This is a genomic window from Streptomyces sp. NPDC058678, assembly GCF_042714835.1.
Taxonomy (GTDB): Bacteria; Actinomycetota; Actinomycetes; order Streptomycetales; family Streptomycetaceae; genus Streptomyces.
Genome location: NZ_JBHXSG010000011.1, coordinates 17081 through 40091 on the forward strand (window position 1 = coordinate 17081; position 23011 = coordinate 40091).

At 68.4% G+C, this 23011-nt stretch carries 15 protein-coding genes and 1 pseudogene; 8 read left to right on the top strand and 8 right to left on the bottom strand.

Going from position 1 to position 23011, the window contains the following annotated elements; translation table 11 throughout:
• Positions 1 to 3: 3 nt before the first annotated feature.
• The gene (locus tag ACFWWR_RS13125) at positions 4 to 672 is read right to left on the bottom strand and encodes a DUF4304 domain-containing protein (RefSeq protein ID WP_383875293.1); all 669 of its coding nucleotides are present in this window, start codon (positions 670 to 672) and stop codon (positions 4 to 6) included.
• Between the two features lie 37 nt (positions 673 to 709).
• The gene (locus tag ACFWWR_RS13130) at positions 710 to 1273 is read right to left on the bottom strand and encodes an ATP-binding protein (RefSeq protein ID WP_384303231.1); all 564 of its coding nucleotides are present in this window, start codon (positions 1271 to 1273) and stop codon (positions 710 to 712) included.
• Between the two features lie 147 nt (positions 1274 to 1420).
• Here ACFWWR_RS13130 and ACFWWR_RS13135 point away from each other — a divergent pair, with 147 nt between their 5' ends.
• The 5 genes from ACFWWR_RS13135 (at position 1421) to ACFWWR_RS13155 (ending at position 5408) form a co-directional block, all read left to right on the top strand.
• Complete coding sequence (locus ACFWWR_RS13135; protein ID WP_384303233.1) at positions 1421 to 2347, top strand: helix-turn-helix domain-containing protein; 927 nt, start codon at positions 1421 to 1423, stop codon at positions 2345 to 2347.
• Complete coding sequence (locus tag ACFWWR_RS13140) at positions 2344 to 2559, top strand: DUF397 domain-containing protein (RefSeq protein WP_384303235.1); 216 nt, start codon at positions 2344 to 2346, stop codon at positions 2557 to 2559. Before ACFWWR_RS13135 ends, ACFWWR_RS13140 begins: the two co-directional genes overlap by 4 nt.
• 703 nt (positions 2560 to 3262) lie before the next feature.
• Positions 3263 to 3712 (top strand): hypothetical protein, encoded by a 450-nt coding sequence (locus tag ACFWWR_RS13145; RefSeq protein ID WP_383875286.1) that lies wholly within the window; start codon positions 3263 to 3265, stop codon positions 3710 to 3712.
• On the top strand, positions 3709 to 5097 hold the full coding sequence (locus ACFWWR_RS13150; protein WP_383875285.1) for a hypothetical protein: 1389 nt from the start codon (positions 3709 to 3711) through the stop codon (positions 5095 to 5097). Before ACFWWR_RS13145 ends, ACFWWR_RS13150 begins: the two co-directional genes overlap by 4 nt.
• The gene (locus ACFWWR_RS13155) at positions 5097 to 5408 is read left to right on the top strand and encodes a hypothetical protein (RefSeq protein WP_384303237.1); all 312 of its coding nucleotides are present in this window, start codon (positions 5097 to 5099) and stop codon (positions 5406 to 5408) included. The genes ACFWWR_RS13150 and ACFWWR_RS13155 overlap by 1 nt, the downstream gene beginning before the upstream one ends.
• 496 nt (positions 5409 to 5904) lie before the next feature.
• Here the strand turns inward: ACFWWR_RS13155 and ACFWWR_RS13160 are convergent, their stop codons facing one another.
• From ACFWWR_RS13160 to ACFWWR_RS13170, 3 genes and pseudogenes are all read right to left on the bottom strand, one after another.
• A complete protein-coding gene (locus ACFWWR_RS13160; protein ID WP_383875282.1) occupies positions 5905 to 6480 on the bottom strand; it encodes a hypothetical protein in 576 nt (191 codons plus the stop codon).
• 219 nt (positions 6481 to 6699) lie between these two features.
• Positions 6700 to 12912: an RHS repeat-associated core domain-containing protein gene (locus ACFWWR_RS13165; RefSeq protein ID WP_384303239.1), complete on the bottom strand. Its 6213-nt coding sequence runs from the start codon at positions 12910 to 12912 to the stop codon at positions 6700 to 6702.
• A 355-nt stretch (positions 12913 to 13267) separates the two neighbouring features.
• A pseudogene (locus tag ACFWWR_RS13170) lies at positions 13268 to 13411 on the bottom strand (IS5/IS1182 family transposase); the annotation flags it as partial.
• A gap of 195 nt (positions 13412 to 13606) precedes the next feature.
• On the opposite strand from ACFWWR_RS13170, the gene ACFWWR_RS13175 reads away from it, so the two are divergent.
• A complete protein-coding gene (locus ACFWWR_RS13175; RefSeq protein WP_384303241.1) occupies positions 13607 to 13798 on the top strand; it encodes a hypothetical protein in 192 nt (63 codons plus the stop codon).
• An 814-nt stretch (positions 13799 to 14612) separates the two neighbouring features.
• On the opposite strand, the gene ACFWWR_RS13180 is transcribed toward ACFWWR_RS13175, so the two are convergent.
• Together ACFWWR_RS13180 and brxD are read right to left on the bottom strand one after the other, a co-directional pair.
• The gene (locus tag ACFWWR_RS13180; RefSeq protein WP_384303243.1) at positions 14613 to 16811 is read right to left on the bottom strand and encodes a DEAD/DEAH box helicase; all 2199 of its coding nucleotides are present in this window, start codon (positions 16809 to 16811) and stop codon (positions 14613 to 14615) included.
• On the bottom strand, positions 16811 to 18160 hold the full coding sequence (brxD, locus tag ACFWWR_RS13185; protein ID WP_384303245.1) for a BREX system ATP-binding protein BrxD: 1350 nt from the start codon (positions 18158 to 18160) through the stop codon (positions 16811 to 16813). Before brxD ends, ACFWWR_RS13180 begins: the two co-directional genes overlap by 1 nt.
• Before the next feature lie 182 nt (positions 18161 to 18342).
• Here brxD and ACFWWR_RS13190 point away from each other — a divergent pair, with 182 nt between their 5' ends.
• Both ACFWWR_RS13190 and ACFWWR_RS13195 read left to right on the top strand, forming a co-directional pair.
• Positions 18343 to 20160 (top strand): DUF262 domain-containing protein, encoded by a 1818-nt coding sequence (locus ACFWWR_RS13190; protein ID WP_384303247.1) that lies wholly within the window; start codon positions 18343 to 18345, stop codon positions 20158 to 20160.
• Entirely contained in the window at positions 20157 to 21203 is a 1047-nt protein-coding gene (locus ACFWWR_RS13195) for a CBS domain-containing protein (protein ID WP_384303249.1), read from the top strand. Before ACFWWR_RS13190 ends, ACFWWR_RS13195 begins: the two co-directional genes overlap by 4 nt.
• Before the next feature lie 192 nt (positions 21204 to 21395).
• Here ACFWWR_RS13195 and ACFWWR_RS13200 read toward each other — a convergent pair whose 3' ends face one another.
• Complete coding sequence (locus tag ACFWWR_RS13200) at positions 21396 to 22706, bottom strand: hypothetical protein (RefSeq protein ID WP_384303252.1); 1311 nt, start codon at positions 22704 to 22706, stop codon at positions 21396 to 21398.
• Positions 22707 to 23011: the final 305 nt, after the last annotated feature.

Here is a 23011-nt window from a genome sequence, read left to right on the forward strand (position 1 = left end):
GCCTCAGCCCTCCTGCGTCGTGCGCCGGGCGAGCCGCTCACGGGCCCAAACGACGAAGGGCGCGAAGACCCCCTCGGCCTCGGCCTTGTCGACCAGGGCGGTCACGTCCGCGACCGGGTCGTCGTCGATGCGCAGGAAGATCTCGGTCATGGGCCAACCCCGCAGGCGCAACAGTTCGCCGTTCGGGTTGACCCGGGTCTCGTCCAGCAGCGTCCGGCGGTCGAGGAGACGCACCATGTACGGAATCGACTCCTCCGTGAGGACACGGGCCAGCTCCCGTCCGCACAGGTCGCGCGTGTCGGGTTCCGTGAAGGCCCATCGATTCCGGAAGTACCCCTCCTCGTCGGGCTGGTGGGCGACCTCGACCGGGGGCACCACCGGGCAAGTGGCGAGAGCACCGCTCGAGTCGGGTGTGGCCGGCTCGGCGTACTGCCGGTAGGCGAACTCCCAATGGGGCAGCGGAACCATCCAGAAGCTCACCGCGAAGACGAACTTGTCCGGGTCCACCGCGTCCGCGTCGATCTCCACGATGACGTGATCGCCGTGGGGCGCGGCAAGCCGGAAGGTCCTCCCTTTCTTGGTGAAGCCGGCCGCCTTCATGACCGGCGTCACGTGCTGCTTGATGAGGGTGTCCAGGGGGTTCATGCTCCGCCGCTCGCCTTTGCTGATCACGCCGCCAGTGTGTAGAGGCTAGCGGCGACGCCCGCGCTCACCGATGCCGCAGCTCCGCGACCGCATCGGCCGTGTACCCGTTCGCCGCAGGAGCGGTTCTCCAGGCGAGGACGTACTCCGCCCAGACAGTCTTGCCCGGACCGTCGGAGCGCGGATGCCAGTCCCAGCGCGCGGCGAGGCGCGATACCAGGAGCAGCCCGCGGCCCGCCCCTTCGCCACTAGCGATATCGGCGGCAGCGGAACGCCGAGGAATGCGATCGGCGCGAGTGTCGGAGACCTCGACGCGGACTGTGCGGCCGTCGGCCGACGCGTGCACGCAGAGGTGGAAGTCGCGACCGGGAACGTGGCCGTGCCGCACGGCGTTCGCGGTCAACTCGGCCACGATCAGCACGATCTCGTCGTGGTATGCGGCGTCGTACGGGATGCCCCACGCGTCCAGGCGTACGGCCGTCAGGCGGCGGGCGAGTCGGGCACCGCGGGGTGTGGAGGTGAAACGCATCTCGAAGGCTCGGTCGCCGCGCGCTTCGCAAGCAGAGATCAAGTGCGGAGTGTGAGCGGTGAGTTGAGCGGGGGCGGCGGGGCTGTCGGGCTTGGTCGTCATGCCGATAACGGTCCCGTTGGTGGCGTAGCGTGACCAGTAGTGACGCACCGACGCTGACCGGCTGTACGCGCGGCGTCGGTACGAGTACGAGGCGCGCGGCGTTACGGCGTTCCCTGCGGGGGCGTTGGGCCGGGGAGGCGGTGGTCGATGACGGATGTTACGGCGAGTACGGCGGCTGGGGCCGATGTGGTAGCGGGCAGCGGCGACGAGGCGGTTGTGAGCCTTGGGGACGGTTGGGAGAGCGAAGACGGGGGCGGGCAACGGCCGGAAGGCGACGCGGGGCGGGGCGTCGTCACGGCGTTCGGGCAGACCATGAAGACGCTGCGGGTGCGGGAGGGCATGGAGCGGGAGGAGTTCGGGAGGCAGCTCGGTTATTCGGCGTCCACGATCGCGTCGTTCGAGCAGGGGCGGAGGATCCCGTCGCCTCGGACGATCGAGCGGGCGGATGAGGTGCTGAGGGCGAGTGGATTGCTGTGCCTGTGGAAGGAGCAGGTGGAGCGGGCGCAGTACCCGGTGTTCTTTCAGGGGATGGCGGCCTTGGAGAAGGAGGCCGTTGAGCTTCTCTCGTTCGACACTCTCGTGGTCAAGGGCCTGCTCCAGACCGAGGAGTACATGAGAGCACTGCTCGGCATGAGGCGTCCGGTGCTGGACCAGGAAACCATCGAGCAGCGGGTGGCTGCGAGGCTGGCCCGCCAGGACATCTTCGACAGGTGGCCGGCGCCGCTGCTGAGCTTCGTGATGGACGAGTCGGTATTGCGGCGCCCGTACGGCGGAAAGGACGTGCTGCGAGGCCAGTTGGAGCATCTTCTGCTGATCGGCCAGAAACGGAATGTGGAGATCCAGGTCATGCCTCTTACCTGCGAGGAGAGCGCGGGCGTGGACGGGCCGTTCACTGTCGTCGCGCGTAAGGACGGCAAGAAGTTCGTGTACGCCGAAGCCCAGGGAACCAGCACCCTTCAGACCGACCCGGAACAGACGACTCTGGCCGCCGCCCGCTATGGGATCATCCGATCACAGGCTCTCACTCCGCGAGAGTCACTGGAGCTCATCGAAGGGTTGCTGGGATCGCTATGAACAACGCTGAGTCCTCGACCGTCGTATCCGGCCTCGCCTGGTTCAAGAGCAGCTACAGCGGAGCCGAGGGCGGCGATTGTGTAGAGGTCGCGGCTGCTACGGCAGGTGTTCACGTCCGGGACTCCAAGGCCGCCGCCGGGCCCGTCGTCACGGTGTCGCGCGAAGCATGGGAGGGGTTCCTCGGGCCGGCCTCGTCGAGACAGGACATCTGACTCTCGTACGATCGCGAGAGCCGCGGGTTCCTGTTCGCCAAGGCGGTCAAGGGCACCGGCCTCCCGCCGCGCGCGACGGCTGGACACTGCACCGGATCCGCCACGGCACCCTGACCCACGACGCGGAGGGTACCTCCACGCGACCCTGCCCGCCGACGAATGCGCTGTTGTTGATCAACATGCGTCGCGGCACGGGCGAGCCAGGTCTCGACCGCGGGCACGAGGTGCTGAACGTCCCGTTCTGAGAGCAACAGCCGGGCGTCGGCGAGACGCAGACGCGCGAGCAGGTCGGCCGCCGGTCCGTCGGGCACCGAAGCGGGTTTCGGGTGCAGCACGCCTCGTACGTACGGAAGCCGGCCGCGAGTCAGGCCGCGAGCCCTCCGCCAGACCCTTAACAGCCACCGGCCCCGGAGCGGGACGAGGTTCGGCCTCATCCCCGGCGGCAGAGGACAGGACAGGAGCGGCAACCTCCAACCCACTGCCCCGCGCAGAGGCTCGTACGACCACCCGGATGATCGAGAAAGAACGTACGCGTGGCGATACGACCACCCCCAACGCCCCCGCAGGCGGCCCGGGTTGTGCGCGACTGGCCAAGACGGTGTGTGAACCAGCCCCCACGCGGAGCGGCGAGGTTCCGGTACGCACCCCTCCAGTGGCATGATCGATTGGCTGTTCGAGGTGACGGACTTGGAGGGGGAACAGGTTGTCTTTCGAAGAGGAGTGGGCCCAGTTGAAGGCCGACGCCCTGGCGCGTCAGCAGACCGGCATGCAGATCGATCAGCTGCCGGCAGACAGCGGCGGCGGGGCCGTCGCCCCGGCTACCGGCTCCCTGGTCGCCAAGGCCGAGTCGATCAATGGCAACGCGAATCTACTGATCGAGATCGCGGGCTTTCTCCATGAGGGTCGGCCCGATGCCGAACTGACCACCATGGCCCGCGAACCCCGGGCGCCCGCGGACGTGGCCAAGCAGGTGGCGCGGTTCGCGGGATTCGCCGGTGACCAGTACCTGGACGTGGTCGCCCTGTTCGCGGCGCTGTCCACTCGCCTCAGGACGACCGGCAGCGACTTCGTGAAGATCGACGACGACACGGCCCGAGGCTTCCTGGACAACGTCCTGGAGTACGGCCAGTACGTCGCCCCGGAGGCGCGATGAGCAGCGGCATCAGTCACCGCAAGGACGTCGAGTTCCTGGAGGACTGCAACCCGCCCCTCATCGAACGGAACGCGGACGAGTTCAAGCGCCTGCACGACATGCTCGTGGCGGTCGACCCTTCCGCCGAGCGGGCCGAGAAGCACACGCAGTGGAAGAGCGAGGGCAGTCAGCACTACGAAGCCCGGCTCGCCGAGGGGCGCAAGCTGATGGCGGAGCTCGCGGAAGGCTACGACAAGGCCGCCGGCGCTCTGCGCAGCTACGCGTTCGCGCTGGAGGTCGCCAAGGCCCACTACTCCAACGGCAAGGCGAACGAGCAGACCCTCGCGGAACTGATCCACACCAAGGGCACGGCGATCACCCGTGAGGCGCAGGAGGCGGAGCCGATGCGCCAGTGGGAGGACATGCGGGACACCACAGGTGTCATGGACTTCTTCGCCGAGCTGACCATGGATGTCGACGACATCCGCGACGACGCGAACCGGCTGCACGACGCCGCCGGTGGGGACTTCCACCTGGCGAAGATCACGGAGCACGAGGCGCGGGAGATCTGCGTGCACGAGCTCAAGCAGGCCTATGACCTGCTGCCGGACTTCCGAATGGGTTTCATCCAACGTGTCGACGTCGTCTCGGCGATCGCGGAGTTGCGGCGAGAAGCGGCCGAGGCGAGCGCGAACCCGCTGACGCGGCTGCCCGGCAGCGGCCCCAAGCAGGACTACTACCCCATCGCCGGCGACGACATCGTCTCTCCGACCCTGCGGGACATCCGCCTCCAGGTCGCCAACCTCCCCGGCGCGCAAGACAATTACTGGAATCCACCGTCCACCGCACAGGACCGGGCCGACTGGATAGCGGCGAACAAGGAGATCATCAAGGCCGCGGCACGGAATTCGGGGCTGCCGCCGGACATGGTCGCCGGGATCGCGTGGCAGGAGATCGGCGGACAGCCCGGCATCCTGGACGACATGACCGACACCATCCGCGAACAGGCGGACTCTCCCTTGAGCCCGATCGCTCCTGAGAGCCTGCCGTGGCGACTCGGCGGTGACCCGGACAACACGTCCATGGGCCCCATCGCCATACAGGTGCGACGTGGCGCCGAGGTTCTCGGTTACGACCCCGAGCACCTCACCGACCAGCAGCGCGGCATAGTGGAAACAGCCCTGCAGGACCCCGCGCAGAACATGTTCATCGCCTCGGAGTACCTGGCCCAGCTCAAGGCGGAGAGTGAGTTCGCCGATGTGCCGGCCGAGGAGATGACACCGGCCCAATACCAGGAACTCGCCGCGCGTTACAACGGCGGGCCGTACTGGGAGACCGACGACGCCCAGGCCTACGGGCGTGGGTTTGCGAACGACCTGGACGAGGCAAGGAACGCACTGCGCTGATGACCAGCTCTTCCCACGTGGACGACGACCGCGGCTGCCTCCGTGTGGTCCTCGCCGTACCCCTCACCCTGCTCACCCTCATCGCCGCGTACTTCTGCTGGACGGCACTGACCATCACGCCGTCCGGCACCTGGGACGACGACGCGTACGCCGGAATCGTTCTGTCGTGCGTCGTCACCATCGCAGCAGCCGGGGCTGCGGCGGCGCTGTGGCTGGTGCCTTCGGTGCGGAGGGCCATGCCGTGGTGGTGGATATTTCCAGCTCTGCTGTTGGGCGCCGTTGCAGCAGCGCGATGGGCCGTGGGCGGTTAGGCCCACCGCCACCGTCGCGTGACGCATCCGCCCGTGCCTGGCGATCACGGCATCCCGGAACCGACGCCGGCAGCGGGACGAAGCGCAGGAGAGGGCGCGGGCCGACAGGTTCACCGCCCGAAGACCACGACGCGTCCGACCCGGGACTTTTCAGGCACTTTCAGCTCTGTCCGAACGACTTCCGAGGAACTTTTCGCCGCCTGACACGGCAAGCCCCCGAAAGACCAGAAGGAGCCTCCGCCCAGATCAGAGGCCCTTTCCAAGGCAAAGCCGCACCGATGCCGACATCCTGCCGGCCGGGACCATCGGTATGGGCAAGTCCGCCCTGGCCAAGTCCCTCGCCGTGCGCGCCGTGGCCTTCAGATACCGAAAGACGGTGTGGCGCGCCCATCCGGCGCGCCACACCCACAGCTCCGCGAAACCCCACAAACGAGGAGGCAAAAGAGATCATTCGGTGCTCCGCGTCCGGGGCCTACACCCCGACTCCTGGGGAACCTCAGTCCCAGCAACCGGTCTTCGCCCCGTCCGTCTCGGAGCCGACCTCGATGTGGAATCCGGAGCCCGAGTCGAACTCCGGCCCTGCGTCGTAGTCGTACTCGATCTTCAGTTGGCGGGCGGTCGTGAACTGCACGGTCAACATCAGAGCGTCGCCTTCCCCGCCCTTGGTGAAGCACAGTCCGGCTTCCGTGTCGGCGACGTCCGGGTCCACGGGGTCGGACTGCAGATGCCAGCCACCCGCCTTGGCGGTGGTGCGGTAGAAGTCGACGACCTCCTGCCGGGAGCCGGGGAAGGCGTAGGTGCGCTCTGCGGACAACCAGGCGTCACCGCTGTCGTCGATGCATTCCGCGTCCACCGAGGTGAAGTCCTTCGGGACGGTCGCGCCGGGAGGGACGGAGGTCAATATGGGCTGCGCACTCAGTTCCTTCACCCGTGCTTTGGTCCCCTCGCAGGTGTTGAACGGGGACAGAGAGGAGCAACCGGTCAGGCCGACGGTCATGAGGGCGGTGGCCAGCAGCAGTGAGGTGGGCAGTGCGGTCGAGCGGGCTGGGCGCATCGGCGAACGCAGCGGCATATGGGTCTCCCGGAGGGGCGTGGGTGCAGGCTCGACGGGCTGGTGCGGTGGTGGGGCAGCCGGTCCGGATGGATGTCGAGACGAGCTCGGTCCGGTCGGTGATGGGACGTCTGAGGTGGTGCTTGGGTGCCGGAGCACGCTCCCGAAGGGGCCTGCTCCGGCACCCGTTGGTCAGGTCAGCGGGTCAGGGAACGCAAGGGTCGCATGACCGCTGTGGGATCACCTCGCCAGGTATCCCCGGTTGTAGAGCCAGTTCCCGACGGTGTACAGGTACTGCAACAGGCGGCCGTGGCTGTTGTAGTAGACCATCTGCCTGCGGTTCCAACTGCTGCCGACGAAGGCGCGTGCCTGCCGGTTGTTGTACTGGTCCTTGCGGGAGTCGCGGCTGTGGTCGCCGTACTCGTGGGCGTCGCCGAGCCGCTTGGCGGCAGCCGCGCCGAAGAAGAAGGTCAGCGCTGCCTGCCAGATGAAGTGACGGACGGCGTTGTTGCGTGACTTGCTGGTGCCGATGTTCCACAGCAGGATTCCCGACAGGTACGACGCGAAGACGCATCCGCTGTATCCCAGGCTCCAACATGCCCTGGCCTCTACACGCTTCTTCTTCGCTGAGCGACCGTCCAGGTCGAACTGGTTGACCGGGTCAGCATTGGCGTAGTCGTACGCATTGGCGCTGCCACCCTGGACGGGGTCGGCGGACAGAAAACGGCCGGTGGCCGGGTCGTACAGGCGGGCGCCCATGAGCGACAGCCTGGTGACGGTCTCCGACGAACGCTGGTGCGCGCCGAGCCAGTTGTACCGGGTGGTCTGCTGGCCGGCCCGGGCGTTGCCGAACTCGTCGGCGTCCAGGACCGTCGGGGCGACCGCCGTGTCGGCCGGCAGTTGCAGGGCGACGTCACCGTGCAGGTTGGCCAATTGGAGGACCGTACTGCCGGTCTTGGTGGTGGTTGCCGCCAGCTTGCCGTTCGGGCCGAGTACGTTGCGGGTCACCGCGCCGCTGCTCGTGTTCTCCACGATCCAGCGGGGGCTGTCCCCGTCGGAGTCGTAGTGGTTGAGCCGGGATCCGGTCTGGGTCCAGGTGCCGGAGCTGTTGGACTCCGTGGTCCAGGACCGGAAGCGCAGGGCGGAGTCCAGTGTCCACGTCTGCCGCTCGGTGCCCGCCGTCTGCTGCCGCACCAGGTCGTTGACGTGGTACGCCAGCGTGGTGCCCGGCTTGGCGGTGGTGCGGCCGAACGCGTCGTAGACGTACCCGGTGCCGATCTGCCGGTCACCGGTGTCGTAGGTGTACGACGTGGTGGTGGCGCCGGAGGTGGTGCAGTCGGCGTTCACCGCCGCGGTGGCCGTGGCCAGCGTCTTGCGGTTGGAGTTCTTGTCGAAGGTGTAGGCGCGGGTGGTGCAGATCGCGTCGGTGGCGGTGTCCTGCACCTGGGTCAGTCGGCCGGCCTTGTCGTAGGTGTACGCCTGGGAGGCGGTTACACCCGGGGTTCCGGCGTGGGTGGCCTGTTGGCCGTGCACCGTCTCGGTGATGCTGTCGGCGATCACCACGGAGTTGTCGCTGACGCGGGTGACCGTGCGGCTCGTGGTCGTGCCCGCGGGGTCGACGGTGTCCTTCGTGGTGTAGCCGCCGGGCAGCCCCTGGGTGACAAGTTCTCCGTCCTCGTCGTACCGGGCGGTGAACGTGCCGGCCACGGAGTCCGTCACCGAGGTGAGCAGACCGCGCGGGTCGATGGCGGTGTCGTAGGTGTAGGTGGTGGTCGACGGCACGTTGTCGGTGACGGTCGTCGGCCGGTCGAGCGCGTCGTACCTGGTGGTGGTGGTGCCCCCGTCCGCGTCGGTGTACGTCATCTGACGGCCGAGCTGGTCGTAGCTCTTGGTGATGGTGCCGCCGGTCGGCGAGGTGTGACTGACCGGGAGGCCGGTGGCGTCGTCGAAGGCCGTGGTGCCCGAGGGCACGGCTGTGCCGACTCCTCCGGAGGTGCTCAGGGTAGTTGCCCGACCGGCCGGGTCGTAGCCCGTCGTGGTGGTGCGGGTGACCCCGTTGGCGGTCTCAATGATCTTGGAGGCCTGGCCGAACAGCCCGTACTCAAGGACCTTCGTCGGTAGCTGCGCCGGGTTGGATCCGCCGCCGGTGACGTCTGCGGCCGGGGCGATGCGGCAGACCTGGTCCGCCCACTCCGGCTTGGCACCACAGGTGCCGGTGCCGTCCGCGGTGTAGTAGGTCGTGATCGTCGTACCGGCGTCGGAACCGGATGACGCGGGCTGCGACTTTCTGTTCACCCGGCCCTGGGCGTCGTATCCGGTAGTGGTGGTGATTGCCAGACCGCCCGGGTCGACGGTGGTGACCGTCGGCTGGCCCTTGACCCAGTCGTAGGCGGTCGCGGTGACCCGCGGGTCCGCCGTCAGCGTGGGCCAGGAACGCGGCTGCGCGCCCACCGTGACCTTGGTGACCTGGTCACGGACGACGGCGGTGCCGTCGCTGGGACGCCCCGAGTCGAACTCCTGGACCGTGTGGGCACGTGCCATCAGCTGGGTGCCGGCGGCCGCCAGCGTGGTGGAGCCGCTGGTCAGATTCGCCGACAGGGTGACACGGCGCAGCGGCCCGTAGGTGTCGGTCTCCCGGACACCGTCCGCGTCGTACACCGATGCCGAGGACAGGAGCTGGGCACGCTCGGCGGACGCCAGGGACCTGATGCCCAGGTCCGTCAGCTTGTCCTTGAGCGCCTCCGTGGCACCGAGTGCGAGCTCGCGGTTGGCCGCGGACAGGCTGCGCACGACGTTGCCGAAACGGTCGTACTCGGTGGCCGACAGGCGGTGGCCCGGTTCGGCCTCGTTGACCATGCGGCCACTGGCGTTCAGGTAGCGGATGTCGGCCCGCCCGTAGTCACCCGCGGAAAGGGAGGACCCGTCGTGCGATGCCGGCACCTGGTCGGCGGGGAAGATGGCCGTGGCGTCGGTCGGCGTGTCCGACTGGCCCCACGACGCGGTAGCGGCGGCGCCCAGGTTCTCCGGGGCTGCGGAGCCGGTCAGCGGCACTCCGTAGACCACACTGGTAGCGGCGGTGCCGTTGGTCTGGTCCGCGCTGCCCGGCGCGAGCGTGGCCCGGGAGACCTTGAGCAGCATGCCGGAGCCGGTCGCCGGGCTGGAGCCCGCCTGGCCGTAAGTGAACGACCACGGCAGCTGACCCGCAGGCTTGAGCGAGGTCACCCGCCCGGCCGAGTCGTAGCCGTACGCGGTCTTCAGCGCCGGGGAGATCCGGGGGTCCCAGGTCTCGCGGAGCCGACCGTCAGCGTCGTAGACGTAGCGCGCGACCGTGGTCGCGGTGGACGCCGAGGCGCCGGGGGCGGTCGCCCACAGCTTGACCGACGACACCTGGTCCTTCACGTCGCCGAAGTCCGCGGACGTGGCGGTGGTGGAGGTCGCGTAGACGAACTCCAGGACGCGGCAGCCCTTGACTGTCGAGTCGGAGGCGCAGGCCGAGTTGGTCGCGGCCGAGGTGGCGGCGACGATCTTCTTGGGCCGGGCGGTCTTGGTCTCGCCGACCGTGAACGTCTCCGAGACCGTGGTGGTGGTGGAGTTGTCCACGCCCTCGATCCAGGACGTGCTCGCCTGCCAGGTGTCGCCGCCCGCCTCGACGGGGACGAACGTGGTGGTGCCGCCCTCGGTGCTCTTCAGCGTGAAGTCGCCGTCGAAGCCGCCGTCGAGGATGTAGTCCTCGGAGCCTGGCTCGGCGATCCAGCCGGTGCGGGCCGCGTTGGCGGTGAAGTGGATCTTGGTGTCGTCACCGGCGAGGCCGACGCTCAGCGAGGTCGCCGAGGTCTTGTGCAGGTAGGCGAACGGGGTCGTGACCTGGTCGGCCGCGGCGCTGTACAGCCACTCCTTGCCGAAGATCGGGGCCTGTGCGTTGGCGGCTCCGGCCTCGGGGGAACGAGAGGAGGCGCTGCGGGTCACGCTCATGCCGAAGAACGATGCGTCGCCGCCGGAAAGCGTGTAGTCGCCGGTGAGCAGGTTGACCTCACCGGGGCCGACGCTCTCGCCGGCCGAGCCATCGGCGTTGCGGTCCACCACGACGCCGACAGGGTCGGACGTGCCGGTCGCCCCGCCGGAACCGGTGAGCTCCGCGCGGAGCTGTACCACGCCGTCGGGGTCGACGGTCTTGGTGGCGTTCCAGGTGAGCGTCGGGGTCTTGCCGGAGGAGAGCGCCAGCGGCCAGGAGGCCACCGGGTCGCCGCCGGACGTCACGTCGCCGGCCGGGATGTTCGTCCAGTCGTCGGCGTCACCGCGCCGCCACTGGAAGGTCACGGCGTTGAACTTGGGGGACTCGGCCTCCGCGGCCAGCGGCACACGGGCCGCGGTGCGGGTTCCGTCGTCGGGCAGCGTCACACCGCCGGGGCCGACATGGAAGGTGTACGAGACCGGGTCGGACTTGTTCTCCGCCTTGTCCGTGGCCCGGACCTGGAGGACATTGGTCCCGGCCTTCTCGGGCGCGATGGTGATCTTCACGGGGGTGGTACCGCTGGTCGGGACCTTCTCCCAGACCGCACCGTCCAGCGACCACTCGATGCCGTTCTGGTCACCGGACGGCGGGGTGACGGTGAAGTCGCCGTTCTGGCCGACGCCCTTGACCCAGGCGTTCGTCGGGTAGTCGGTGGAGGTCACCGAGCCCGGCTCGGAGGGGGCGCTGGTGTCGACCGTGAAGGACGCGTAGGCGGACCAGCCGGTGTTGTAGTGCTGCCCGTCGTACGGCGACGTGCGGAACTTGTAGGTCCTGCCGTTGGTCAGCAGACCTGAGGGCACCTTCACCGAGGCCGGCTGGCCCGAGGCCACGAAGGGCGAGACCAGAACGTCCCCGACCTGCGTGCCGGTGGCGCTGTCGAAGATCTGGAAAGTTCCGTCGACCTTGTCGTTGTTGGGGTCGACGAAGGTGTCCTGCAGGGTCGGCGTCGTGGTGTTGACGAACCAGGTGCCGCCGGTGTCCTTGAAGAACGGCGGGCCGGCCTGCTGGTCGGTGCCGGTGCGCGGACGGTAGTTGTAGTTGACCGTGAGCTTCGGCGGGTTCGACGCGGCGTTGCCGGAGTTGAACCGCTTCCACGGCGTGCTCACCGCCTCGTCGGTGGCGCGCAGGCCCATATGACCGCGGGTGGTCTTGGCGGAGGCCCACTCCTGCACCAGGGTGGCGACGTTCGCGTTCACCCAGCCGTCGGGGGCCGAGGTGCAGGCCGGGTTGCCCTTGGTCTCGGTGGAGGTGGCCTTCTTCGCCGTCCAGGCCGGCTGCGATGTCCAGCGCGAGGAGGTCGACGCGGCTCCGGTGGACCACACCTCCCACGGGTAGGCGCTGCAGTCGGTGTTGCCGGAATGGAAGTTCCACAGTGACAGGGTCGCGCTGTTGATCAGGGCGTCGGAGATCGGCGTGGTGTTCCACGAGATGAAGGAACGCGCGGTGCGGAAGGTTCCGTCCGCGTTCTTGGTGCCGGGGTTGCCGAGGTCCAGCTCGACGTCGGAGGACCAGTCCACCGTCTCGCCCTGCTGTACGTACGTGTCGAACACGTTGGACAGCGCGGACGTCGACGGGTCCACCGTCACGGGGTACTTGGTGTCCGGGTCGGCCAGGAACTTCGCGTCCGGGGTGATGACCAGGTCGATCGAACCGCCCTTGCGGACCACCTTCATACCGACCTTGACCCGGCGGGTGTGCTCGCCGGAGACGCGGTCCACGGTGGAGTCCCACATCACCGGGGCGGGCATCACTGCGGTCTTCTTGTTCTTCCTGCCGGTGAACAGCACGCTGCCGTCGCCCTGCAGTTTGGCCTTCAGACCCTTGGCCTTGAGCGGGAGTGTGTAGGAGAAGCCGCCCTCGGCCGGCTTCTTCTTGATCTCCACGAACTGCTCGAAGCCGGTACGGGTCGCCTCGACGACGACGTCGGCTCCCGGCACCGCCTCGGTGTATTCGGCCCGGGTGCCGTCAAGCTTGGGCTTGGGCAGGCCGCCCTTCCACTGCAAGGTGATCCCGTTGTCGCCGTCGCCGAGGGTGACCAGGTCGACGGCCTTGGCATCCTGGCTCGCCCGGAGCGAGGTCGCGCGGGTGCCGGACTTGCCGGAGATCCGCAGACCGCGTGGGTGGGCCTTGGGCACGACCACGCCCGAGTCGTCGGTGATCAGGTCCAGGTCGACGGGGCGCCAGTCGCCAGTGTCCACGTCCTTGAACCGGACCGGACCGGCGGTGATCTCGCTGGTGAGCGAACCGTCCTTGTTGACCCAGGTGGTCGAGGTCTCGGTTCGCTCGGACAGTGCCTCGACCCGCTTGCCCGAGAGCCTCGAGGCGACCCGTGCCGACGGGATGTCCGCCGCCTGGGTCGCATACTTCTTCGGCGCGGACTTGTGGACCCGGCTCTCGGCCGCGAATGCGGAACTGGCCCCGTCCAGAAGGGTGACGGCCATCGCCAGGGCCAAACAGCCAGCGACGTAACGCCCGGGTCTTCCGAACCAGGTCTGTTCGCGCCACCGTGGCGTGAACGTATGATTTGTCATGAAATCCTCGGTCTCTGAATACATGAATCGGCGCCGCATGATCACGACCACGACTGATGTGAAACTTACTGACCCTCAAATCGCTTCAAGAGGGCAGAAGTTGATCAAGTTCGAGCCCGACTGTCAATCAGTTCCGGTGACTTCCATCACAGAGCATCCGGCAGGTCGCCCGGGCCGCGATCCCGGGTCACCGGGGCCTCGCCCGAAGCCCGCGGACCGGACGGGTCAAACGGGCCCGGACGCCCCCGGATCTCTCGGCCGTGAACCCCGGCTCCGTCCGATCGGCCGGAGAGCGCCCGTCCTTCTCGCCGCCGGAGGGCGCCTGGGCGATGCAGCCGTCCACGGAGATCTCACATCGGCCGAGGCCGATCATCCGGTCGTACGCATCGAGCGCGAGGGCGGGCACCCGAGCCGGGCGAGCGTCGTCCCCGCACAGGCGGGGGTTCCTTGCACGTCGCATCCGTCGCTGGATCGACGTCCAAGATCCGGACCATACGCGGCCCAACGGACCGGGAGACGCCAGGAGATCTGTCATTCGCACCGTTCAGGGCCCGGCAGGTGTACCACCAGCAGACGAAGAAGTGCCGGTGCGCGGGATCCGGTCGTGAGTCTGGAGAGTCCGCGTGGCTGGGTCAAGCGTGACCGGATCGACGGCGTTGGGGGCACGTCGGGTGAGCTGACCAGCGCGGAGCGCGAGGAGCTGAAGCGGCTGCGCAGGCAGAGTGCCGAGCAGCAGAAGACGATCGAGATCCTGAAAAAGCGGCCTTCTTCGCCAGGGACAGCGACCGGTGAGTGAGGTCTACCGGTTAGTTCATCTCTGTGGAGAAGGCCGTCTACCCGGTGGCCCTGCTGTGCCGTGTCCTGGGCGTGGTCCGCTCCTCGTTCCATGCCATCGTCCAGCGACTTTTCGCCACCTGACGCGGCAAGCCCCCGAAAGCCCGGAAAGGGCCTCCGTCGCAGATCAGAGGCCCTTTGCAAGGCAAAGCCGCGGATGGCGGCAGACGAGTCGGGCTGTACGCCGGGGGGTGTCACCGCAGCGCTGTGACCTGGGCAAAGCTGCGGGGAGGGCACCCATGTGGCTACCTTGATGGCTACGCAAGACGAGATCCTGCCCGGAGCAGTCCGGACGGGGCTTCGTCACTATTGGGGTCGGGCAGGCTACCCGATGCGCCCGAAGACGTCCGAGCGCATCTCCGTGCAGCCGCCTTCGCGTGCTGCAGCCGACCCCGACGGTGGCCGCGTGGACCGCAATCACATCGATGGCTGGACGATGCGGTACCTGCGCGATATCGGCAGCCGGACGCGATCCGTTCTCGACTCGCCACACACGGCTTCAAGGCCACCACGGTGGACACCACCATCCGCCTCCAGAGTGGCGAGCCCGATGCAACCCTCGTTCAGCACTCCCTCTCCCGCCAAGACGCCGCCACATTGCGCCGGAAGATCGGCGCCTGCACGTCCTCCTCCTGCCGCCGCATTGCCTGCGCCGTGGTGACCCGCGCGGACTTCACGCACCTACTGTGAGGCGTGCGCATCACGTGGTGACGGAGCAGTTGGGGCGGGTGTAACCCCTGGCATCCGTGTGAAGCGGACTGGATGGCCTTTCCGCTTCAGCCGTCGTACTGAAAGCGCGCCGGCTCGCCAAGCACCAAGCTGGCGCTCTCGAAGTCGGCCAAGCGAGCCGCCACCGTGGCCACGGCGAGGCGTTCCGGGAGGGCGGCGGAGAACTTCAGGCCGCGTACGGCCCGGCGGTCCACGTCTGGCAGGACGAGGTTCTCGGCGACGTTGTCACGGGCAGCACGCCAGTCGGCCGGGATGAGGTTCTCGCGCAGGCGCAGCCAGCTGTCGGTGGGGCGTTGCAGAGGGTCGGTGACCGACTGGAGGGTGGCTGCCAGGGTGGCGTTGGCGCGGTATCCGGCCCAGGTCCACCAGCGGACGTCCGAGCCCACACGCATAATCAGTGTGCCGCCCGGGAGCACGGTGTCGGGTGCGTCGGTCTCGCGCTGTTCGGCCAGGCATGCCTCCGCCCGCCGGGTGAGGGAGACGGGCGGGTTCGTGCCGAGCAGCACCTCGCGCATGGCGCGCGTCAGGGCGTACGACAGTCCGACGACGCCGCCGTTCATCCACTTGGCGATTCCGCCGCCGTCGGCCGGCTCGACGAAGACGCGTTTGCGCAGCCAGTCGATGTACGTGACCTGCCAACTGCGTCCACCGAGTAGCAACCGCCTGGGGCCGGGGCGTTCCTCGGTGAGCACGCTCGGGTCGGTGCGGCCGATCTCCGTGCGTCCGGACAGGACGGTGAACTGCGGAGGTGCGGTGAAGGAGGCCGTGAGCTCGATGAAGTGCCGTTTCCCGAAGCGGCGTTCCGCCTCGGGACCGATGAACAGCATCCCACCGTCACTGTCGAGGTAGCCCTCCTCGGTGAGGAAGCGCAGGATGGGGGCAGCCGACTTGTCGAAGGGGGCGAGGCCGTTCCACTGCCGGTCCCACAACTGGTCGCCGAGCTTGTGCTGTTGCAGGGTGACGGCGAGCAGTTGCTGGGCCACCAGGTGGCGCGGCTCCGGCGGGGGGACGACCGATTCCACCCACCCCCGCGACCACAGCAGCAGCAGACCCGCCGCCTGCAGCAGTGTGTCCTTGCGGGTGGTGAGGAACAGACAGTTCCGTACACTGTCGGAACGCCGGCCGGTCCGGCCGATGCGCTGCAGGAACGAGGCGACGGAGGCCGGTGAGTCGATCTGGATGACGCGGTCCAGGTCACCGACGTCAATGCCGAGCTCAAGGGTTGACGTGGAGACGATGACGCAGTCGCGGGCCTCGGCGAACGCCTGCTCGGAACGGGTGCGTTCATCGACGGAGAGCGAGGCGTGGGACAGGAAGACGGTGACCTCGCGCGCGCGGAGCGCCGCACCCAACTCCTCGACCTGGCGACGCGAGTCGCAGAAGACGAGCCGCTTCTCTCCTCTGTGCAGCGCCGCGATGAGTTTGGCGGCGTTGTCGAGGGAGCCGACGTAGTCGAGTTCCACTTCGCCCGCAGGCCTGCTGGACGGCTCGGGGATCGCTTTGTCGCCGTGTCCGCTGCCGTCGGTGGCCGGCAGGTGCACTCCAGGGGCGACGACCTGACCGTTGCGGCTGCCGACGCCCGCGCCTTGCAGCCACTGCAGCAACTCGGCCGGGTTGCCGACGGTCGCCGAGAGCCCGACGCGCTGGATGGGCCGTCCGGTGACCCGCTCCAACCGTTCGAGCACGGCGAGCAGGTGCCAGCCCCGGTCATCCCCTGCGAACGCGTGCACTTCGTCGACGACGACGGCCCGCACGCTCCCCAAAAGGTGGGCGTGGTCGGTCTTGACGCCGATCAGCATCGCTTCGAGCGACTCGGGCGTGGTCAGCAGGATGTCCGGCGCCTCGGCCCGGATGCGCTGCCGTTGCGATTCCTTGGTGTCGCCGTGCCAGAGCGCAGCGCGTCGTCCCAGCCACTGGGCGTAGGAGTCGACGCGGACGACCAGGTTGTTGAGGAGTGCCTTGAGCGGACACAGGTACAGCACGGAAGTGCCGGTCCACCTCTGCTCGGTCATCGCCGACAGCAGGGGGAAGCAGGCCGCCTCGGTCTTGCCCCCCGCCGTCGGAGCCAGCAGTACGGCGTCCTGTCCCTCCATGAGCGGGGGGATCGCCGCCCGCTGCAGGGGGCGCAGATCGGGCCAGCCGAGGGTGTTGACGATGTGGTGCAGGACGACGGGATCGAGTCGGTCCAGTACGTCGGCGTCCTCGTCACCTTCTTCTTTCCCGGCCGGGAGTCCCGCGTCCGCCATCACAACTCCAGGTCGATGTCATCGGCCGACGTGGAGTCTCCGGAGACCGTGGCCGCCAGGTTTCGCTCGATGTCGGTGAGTTCGCTGCCGACGACGGTGAGCCGGTAGTGCTGCCGGGGGTCGAAGTCGTCGAACTGGTCCACGCGGTCGAGTACGTCCCCCACGAGTTTCTTCAGGAACAGCCGGGGAGCCACCCCGACCTTCCCGCCCAACGCCCCACCGACGGCCACCGCGAGGTCGGCGACATACGCGTCGTCGACGACCTTCCGCACGCGCTCGGGCATTTCGGCGGCATCGGCGTACAGGTCACGGATGGTGAGGCCCAGTCCGACCAGGGACTCCTGGTTGAAGCCGGGAAGCCTGATCTGCACGGCGCGAGGGTTGTCGAAGCGCGGGTCGGTGGTGAAGTCGGTGGCCAGCCGCTGAGCGAGCGGGGCCAGCCGCTGCACGCCCTGCTGGCCGTCGTAGAAGGCCGGTGTGCCAGTGATGACCAGATAGAGGCCGGGAAAACGGCCCGAGTGCACCTCGTCGATGAGCTGCCGCAGCGCGTTGAGTGCCTTGTCGCGGGCGTCCGACCGAACCCGCTGCAGCGTCTCCACCTCGTCGAGGACGACGAACAGCCCGGTGTGTCCCGAGTCGCGCAGCACGGTGAGGAGCCCCTGCAGGAACCCGAGCGCACCGAAGTGGTCGAGGTCGCCGCGCACCCCGGCAGATCGGCGGGCGGAGGCCGCCACGTGCGGCTGGCCGCCGAGCCACGCCAGGACGGCCGCCGCGGTCGCCTCGTCGCCGTCCGCGAGGGCGGCGCGGTAGCCGCGCAGCGCGGTGGCGAACGACGGGGCGTGCCGGGAGACCTCGGCGAGCCGTGCGACGAGCAGCTTTTCCACCTCGACCGGAAGATGGTCCTCGGTCGCACCGGCGGCGAGTGCGTCCTCCTCCAGGGCGTAGAACCAGGCATCGACGACGGGTCGGAGGGCGCTCGCAGGGAAGCTGGAGGTGGTGAGGCGCTCGGTGAGCCGCCGGTAGACCGTCTCCAGCCTGTGCAGCGGTGTCTCGTTCTCCGAGATCTGGATCTCGGCCACGGCGAAGTTGCGACGCTTGGCCCGCTCCCCCAGCCAGCGGGTGAAGAACGTCTTGCCGGACCCGTACTCGCCCCGCACGGCCTTGAACACGGACCCGCCCGACGCCACCGAGTCCAGTTCCGCGTCCAAGGCCGCTACGAACCGGTCGAGTCCGGTGGCCAGCAGGTCGAGTCCGCTGTCGGGCACGGCACCGCGTCGCAGCGCGTCGATGACGGTACGGCGGCGGGCGGCGCTCACCTGTGCGGGGCGCTGGGATCCGGTGGTGCTCACATCGGCCAGTCTTCCATTTCCTCGGGCACGCCCGTACGGGGACCGGGAGGCGGCTGTCGGCCTGCCCTCGCTGTACACGGCACCGTGGCGAGGCACGCACTTCGTTGAATCGGTTGACGGTCACCCGTAGACGCTGCTGGAATCACTCTCCGTACATACGCCAGGGTGGGAGTGGGACGAACGTGGCGGCACTCGACAATGTGAAGCTGAAGGACGTACTCGCGGATGTGGCGTCGGGCTCCTTACAGTTGCCCGACTTCCAGCGGAACTGGAAGTGGGACGACGACAGGATTCGCGCGATCATCGCGACGGTGACGCTGGACTATCCGCTCGGCGTGGTGATGACGCTGCAGACCGGCGGCGCCACCCGATTCCGTTCCCGAACGCTCACCGGAGCACGCCCGGACGGGGATCCGGCCGCGGACCTCCTCCTGCTGGACGGGCAGCAGCGCCTCACCTCCCTGTTCCAGGCCCTGTGGCTGGACGCCCCGGTGGAAACCGCGGACTCCCGTGGCAAGCCCATCGAGCGGTGGTATTACGTCGACATCGCGAAGGCCGTCGGCCCGTCCGCGGACCGCGACGAAGCCATCCTCTCCGTCCCGGCGGACAAGGTGCTCCGGACCGACTTCAACCGCACGGTGGTGCTGGATCTGAGCACCACGGAGGGCGAGTGCGCGGCCGGTCTCTTCCCTCTGCATCTCGTCTTCGACGCCCAGCGCGTGAACCAGTGGATGATGTCGTACATCAAGGCGGACGAGAACCAGAACTGGGAACTGTGGGGCCAGTTCGACGAGTTGGTCCTCCAGCAGATCCGCGCCTTCCAGGTCCCGATGATCCGGCTGGCCGCCACCACATCCATGGACGCCGTCTGCGCGGTGTTCGAGCGGGTCAACACGGGTGGTGTGCCCCTGAATGTCTTCGAACTGCTCACCGCGACCTACGCAGGGGACCGCGAGCACGTGGACCGGACCGGGGACTACTACCAGCTCCCCAAAGTGTGGCGGGAGATCAAGCAGGGGCTGGCGGCCAAGTACCCGGTCTTCGGCCGTCTGGGCAACGGCATCGAGAACGGGCTGAGCAGCATCGACTTCCTGCAGGCCATCGCCCTGGTGCGCACCTGGGAACGGAAGCAGGCGGGCACCGGGGCGACGGTGTCGTGCAAGCGCCGAGATCTGCTGGACCTCCCGCTGGCCGACTTCGTCCGGCTGGCGCCGAAACTCACCGACGCCTTCGCCTGGGTGGGCGACTTCCTGGAACGGCAGTGCATCGTCCGTCCGAACGATCTGCCGTACAAGACACAGCTCGTCCCGCTCGCGGCCGTCCGCGCCATCCTCGACACGGCGCTGGACGGCCTGGGAGCGGAGGAGAAGACCGAGCAGTGGTACTGGTGCGGAGTCCTCGGCGAGATGTACGGCGGCTCCACCGAGACCCGTTTCACCCGTGACGTCGAGCAGCTCGTCCCCTGGATCGCGCAGGACGACCGGGCGCCCGACACCGTCACGGACGCGTTCTTCTTCGCCGACCGCCTCGACAGCCTCACCACCCGCAACAGCGCCGCCTACAAAGGCATCTACGCCCTCCTGATCAAGCAGGGGGCGGTGGACTGGCACCACACGGACAGCCCTCTCAAGCCCGGCAGGCTGGACGAGTACAGCGTGGACGTCCGGCAGATCTTCCCCAAGACCTGGTTCCGGCGGGGCAACAGCCAGGACTTGCCCACGAACTCCATCGTGAACAAGACGCCTCTTTCCTACCGCGCGGCGATGGACATGACCGGGGCGCCGGCGTCCTACCTGTCCACGATGGTCGCCGCCTCCGACATGCGCCCCGAGTGGTTCGACGATGTGCTCGCCACCCACCTCATCGATCCGGAAGCACTCCGCGAGAACGACTACGAACGGTTCTACAACGACCGTTCCAAGCAGTTGCAGGATCTCGTGCACTCCGCCATGGGCAAGAGGACCATGCTCCGTGACCTCGCGGAGGGCGACGCCCGATGACGATCACTCCGAGCGGGCAGGACCTCGCCGCGCTCAAGGGCAGGACCGTGCCCGTGCAGGACATTCTGGACCTGTTCCAGGTCAGGGTCCGTGACCACCGGACGGTGCACCGCATCTCGCAGGCGCTCACGGACGCCGGGCTGACGACGCTGCCGGACTTCGCCGTCTGCAGCCAGCGCAGCAACGTCGACGTGGTACCGCTCGCGTCCGTCCCGGCGCAGGCCGCCCCCGCCGACACGGAGGAGGACGAGACGGAGGAGGCCCTGCCCTCAGCCGCCCTTCCGCAGCGTCTGCTGCTCGGGGACATCCCGTCGGCGCGGCGCGGCCTGGTGTCCGTCGGTCCCGGAACGCCCCTGGCGCAGACCACGTTCCTGATGCGCACGAAGGGCCTCGCCCAGGTCCCGGTGACCACCGGCATGGCGCAGGTCCATGGGGTGGTCACCTGGGGGTCCGTCGCCAAGATGTACGAGGCGGGCAAGCAGCCGACGCTGGACAACGCGATGGAGAAGGACTCTTTTCCGGTCGCCGACACCCGCCAGGAGTTCTTCTCCGCCCTGCCGGTCATCCGCGAACACGGGTATCTCCTGGTCCGAGGCGACGACGGCTGTCTCTCGGGCATCGTCACCGCCGCGGACGTCACGGACCGCTTCGAGGGCGCGGCACGGCCCTTCTTCATCGTCGGGGAGATCGAGTCCCTGCTGCGCCGCTGCCTGGGCGCGGCGCTGGACGAGGAGACCATCAAGGCCGTTCAGACGAACAAGAAGGCCGAGCACCGCACCGGCCAGGTCTCCGACCTCATGTTCGGTGACTATCTGAGACTCCTTGACGGCGACCAGTCGAAGACCGCGCTGGCCGAACGCGCCGACGCCAACTGGGAAGCCCTGAAGTGGCCCAACATGCCCAGGGAACAGTTCATCGGCCGCCTGGAACGAGTGAAGGACATCCGCAACCGGATCGCCCACTTCGACGAGAAACCGCTTCCGCAGGAGCTGCTCGACGAGCTGACAACTTTCGCGAAGGTGCTACGGGCGTTCGTGTCCTGAGGCAGCGGGTGGCGGTCTCGAGAGGTAGCGAGATCACGGCCTCCCACTGGCCTGTGCTCGCCGTAGCCGTCACTCTGGTGGGATGAGAGCCAGGCAGGTGGACTGGACATCCGGTACGCCGGCTCGGTGTGGGGCCGGCGTCCTCCGGGACACCGGCCTCTTGTGACGGGATCGGCAAACTGCCCGGCCCGGTCAGCCGACGAACTCGACCATGACGGTCGCCGTGCCGGGCACATGCGTGGCGTCGCCCGCGTAGGTGACCGTGTACTGGGGATACGTGTTCCAGTCAGGCGGGGTGTCACTGAAGTGGAAGGTGCCGTCCCGTGCGACCTTCACATCCGGCAGCTCCACGCCGTTCCGCGTCACCGTGACCGTTCTGTGCTTGGGGAAGGGGATCAGGGAGGTCAGTTTCCCCGTCACGGTGACCGGCGTGCCGACGGGGTTCGTCGGCGGGGCGGACAGAGTGATCGTGCTGGATGCCTTGGCGACGTCGGTGACGATGTCGAGGATGACCTCGCCCGAGTAGGGGAAGCGGGTGGCGAACAGCCGGTTGCCGTCGGGCGCCCAGGCCAGGCCCCGGCTAAGCAGATCCATGTACGGCCACGACAACGCGACCGTGCGGTACGCGGTGGTCTCACCCGGGCGGTAGAGGTAGACGTCCCAGTCCCCTCCCGCCACGATCCCCGCGGCAACCGTGCCGTGGGAGTCGACAGCGACGGAGTTGGGGTAGGGGCCCGTGTCGTACTGGGCCTCCTCCGTCAGGTCCGACAGGCGCCACCGCTGGTGGTAGTAGTTGGAGCCGTACGCGGTGATCACACTGCTGCCGTCCGGCGTCACCACCACGTCCTCGACAGCGCCGACGGCGTCGCTGTAGGCAGTCTCCTGAAGCGTGCCGGAGCCCACGTCGTACACACGCATGCCCGCCGCGCCCTGGCTCTCCGCGGCGACGAGCCGGTCGGGCGCGCCCGGCGACGAGGCGAGCCGCGGCTTGCCGTACCAGACGGGGTTGTCGTCCAGGCGGACGGTCGGGCTCGCCTCGGCGATGGCGACCGACCCGATGCCGGCGTCGAAGATGGTGGCCTGGTAGCCGAAGAACAGCCGGTCGCCGGCGAGGGCGACGCTCTCCGGTTCGGTGTCGGTCCCGGTGGAGATGCGCCGCGTCTCGGTCAAGGTCGCGGTGTCGATGACGGAGATCGCGTCAGCGTCCGGGAGCGCCACGTACAGGGTGGACTCGTCGGCCGACTCGGCCATGCCCCGCGCCCCGTCGAGACCCTCCACCTTCTTCACGACCTGCCCGTCGTGGTCGGTGGCCAGCACAGCGTCGTCACCGGGCGCGCTGACATACACATGGCGGCTGTCGGCGAGGGTCTGCCAGTGCGACCGCACGGGCAGGACGATGCCGCCCTGTGACTGTGCCGCTGCCGTGCCGGGCGCACCGAGCACATTGAACGACGCGGCCGCTAAGACCAGCGCGACACCCGCCGCACGTCTTCGTATGGGCACCTTAGGAGCTCCTTCGAGAACGGATCCGGCCGCACGGGCGCGGCCGGCGGAACAACTGTAATGATCCGCACTGACTTTGGGCCCGCAGGATGACCGCGTGCGGAGCGCACGGCAGGCCACGGGCTCGCTGCAGCCCAGCAGCTCCAGAGGTACGAGTGGCGCCGACTGCGTCGAGATCGTCGTCGCACCCGGCACCGTTCATGCCCGGGGCTCGAAGCCATGTTCACCGCCTACGCGCGTGAGACTTCTGCCTGGTAACAGCGATCCGCGAGCAGCGAACACACAGCTCGGGATGCCTTCAGGTG

Bases quoted from the DNA above. Each gene is read 5' to 3' on its own strand.
- ACFWWR_RS13130 (WP_384303231.1), bottom strand. From the start codon at position 1,273: ATGACGACCAAGCCCGACAGCCCCGCCGCCCCCGCTCAACTCACCGCT.
- ACFWWR_RS13135 (WP_384303233.1), top strand. From the start codon at position 1,421: ATGACGGATGTTACGGCGAGTACGGCGGCTGGGGCCGATGTGGTAGCG.
- ACFWWR_RS13140 (WP_384303235.1), top strand. From the start codon at position 2,344: ATGAACAACGCTGAGTCCTCGACCGTCGTATCCGGCCTCGCCTGGTTC.
- ACFWWR_RS13150 (WP_383875285.1), top strand. From the start codon at position 3,709: ATGAGCAGCGGCATCAGTCACCGCAAGGACGTCGAGTTCCTGGAGGAC.
- ACFWWR_RS13155 (WP_384303237.1), top strand. From the start codon at position 5,097: ATGACCAGCTCTTCCCACGTGGACGACGACCGCGGCTGCCTCCGTGTG.
- ACFWWR_RS13160 (WP_383875282.1), bottom strand. From the start codon at position 6,480: ATGCCGCTGCGTTCGCCGATGCGCCCAGCCCGCTCGACCGCACTGCCC.
- ACFWWR_RS13165 (WP_384303239.1), bottom strand. From the start codon at position 12,912: ATGGCCGTCACCCTTCTGGACGGGGCCAGTTCCGCATTCGCGGCCGAG.
- ACFWWR_RS13180 (WP_384303243.1), bottom strand. From the start codon at position 16,811: ATGGCGGACGCGGGACTCCCGGCCGGGAAAGAAGAAGGTGACGAGGAC.
- ACFWWR_RS13195 (WP_384303249.1), top strand. From the start codon at position 20,157: ATGACGATCACTCCGAGCGGGCAGGACCTCGCCGCGCTCAAGGGCAGG.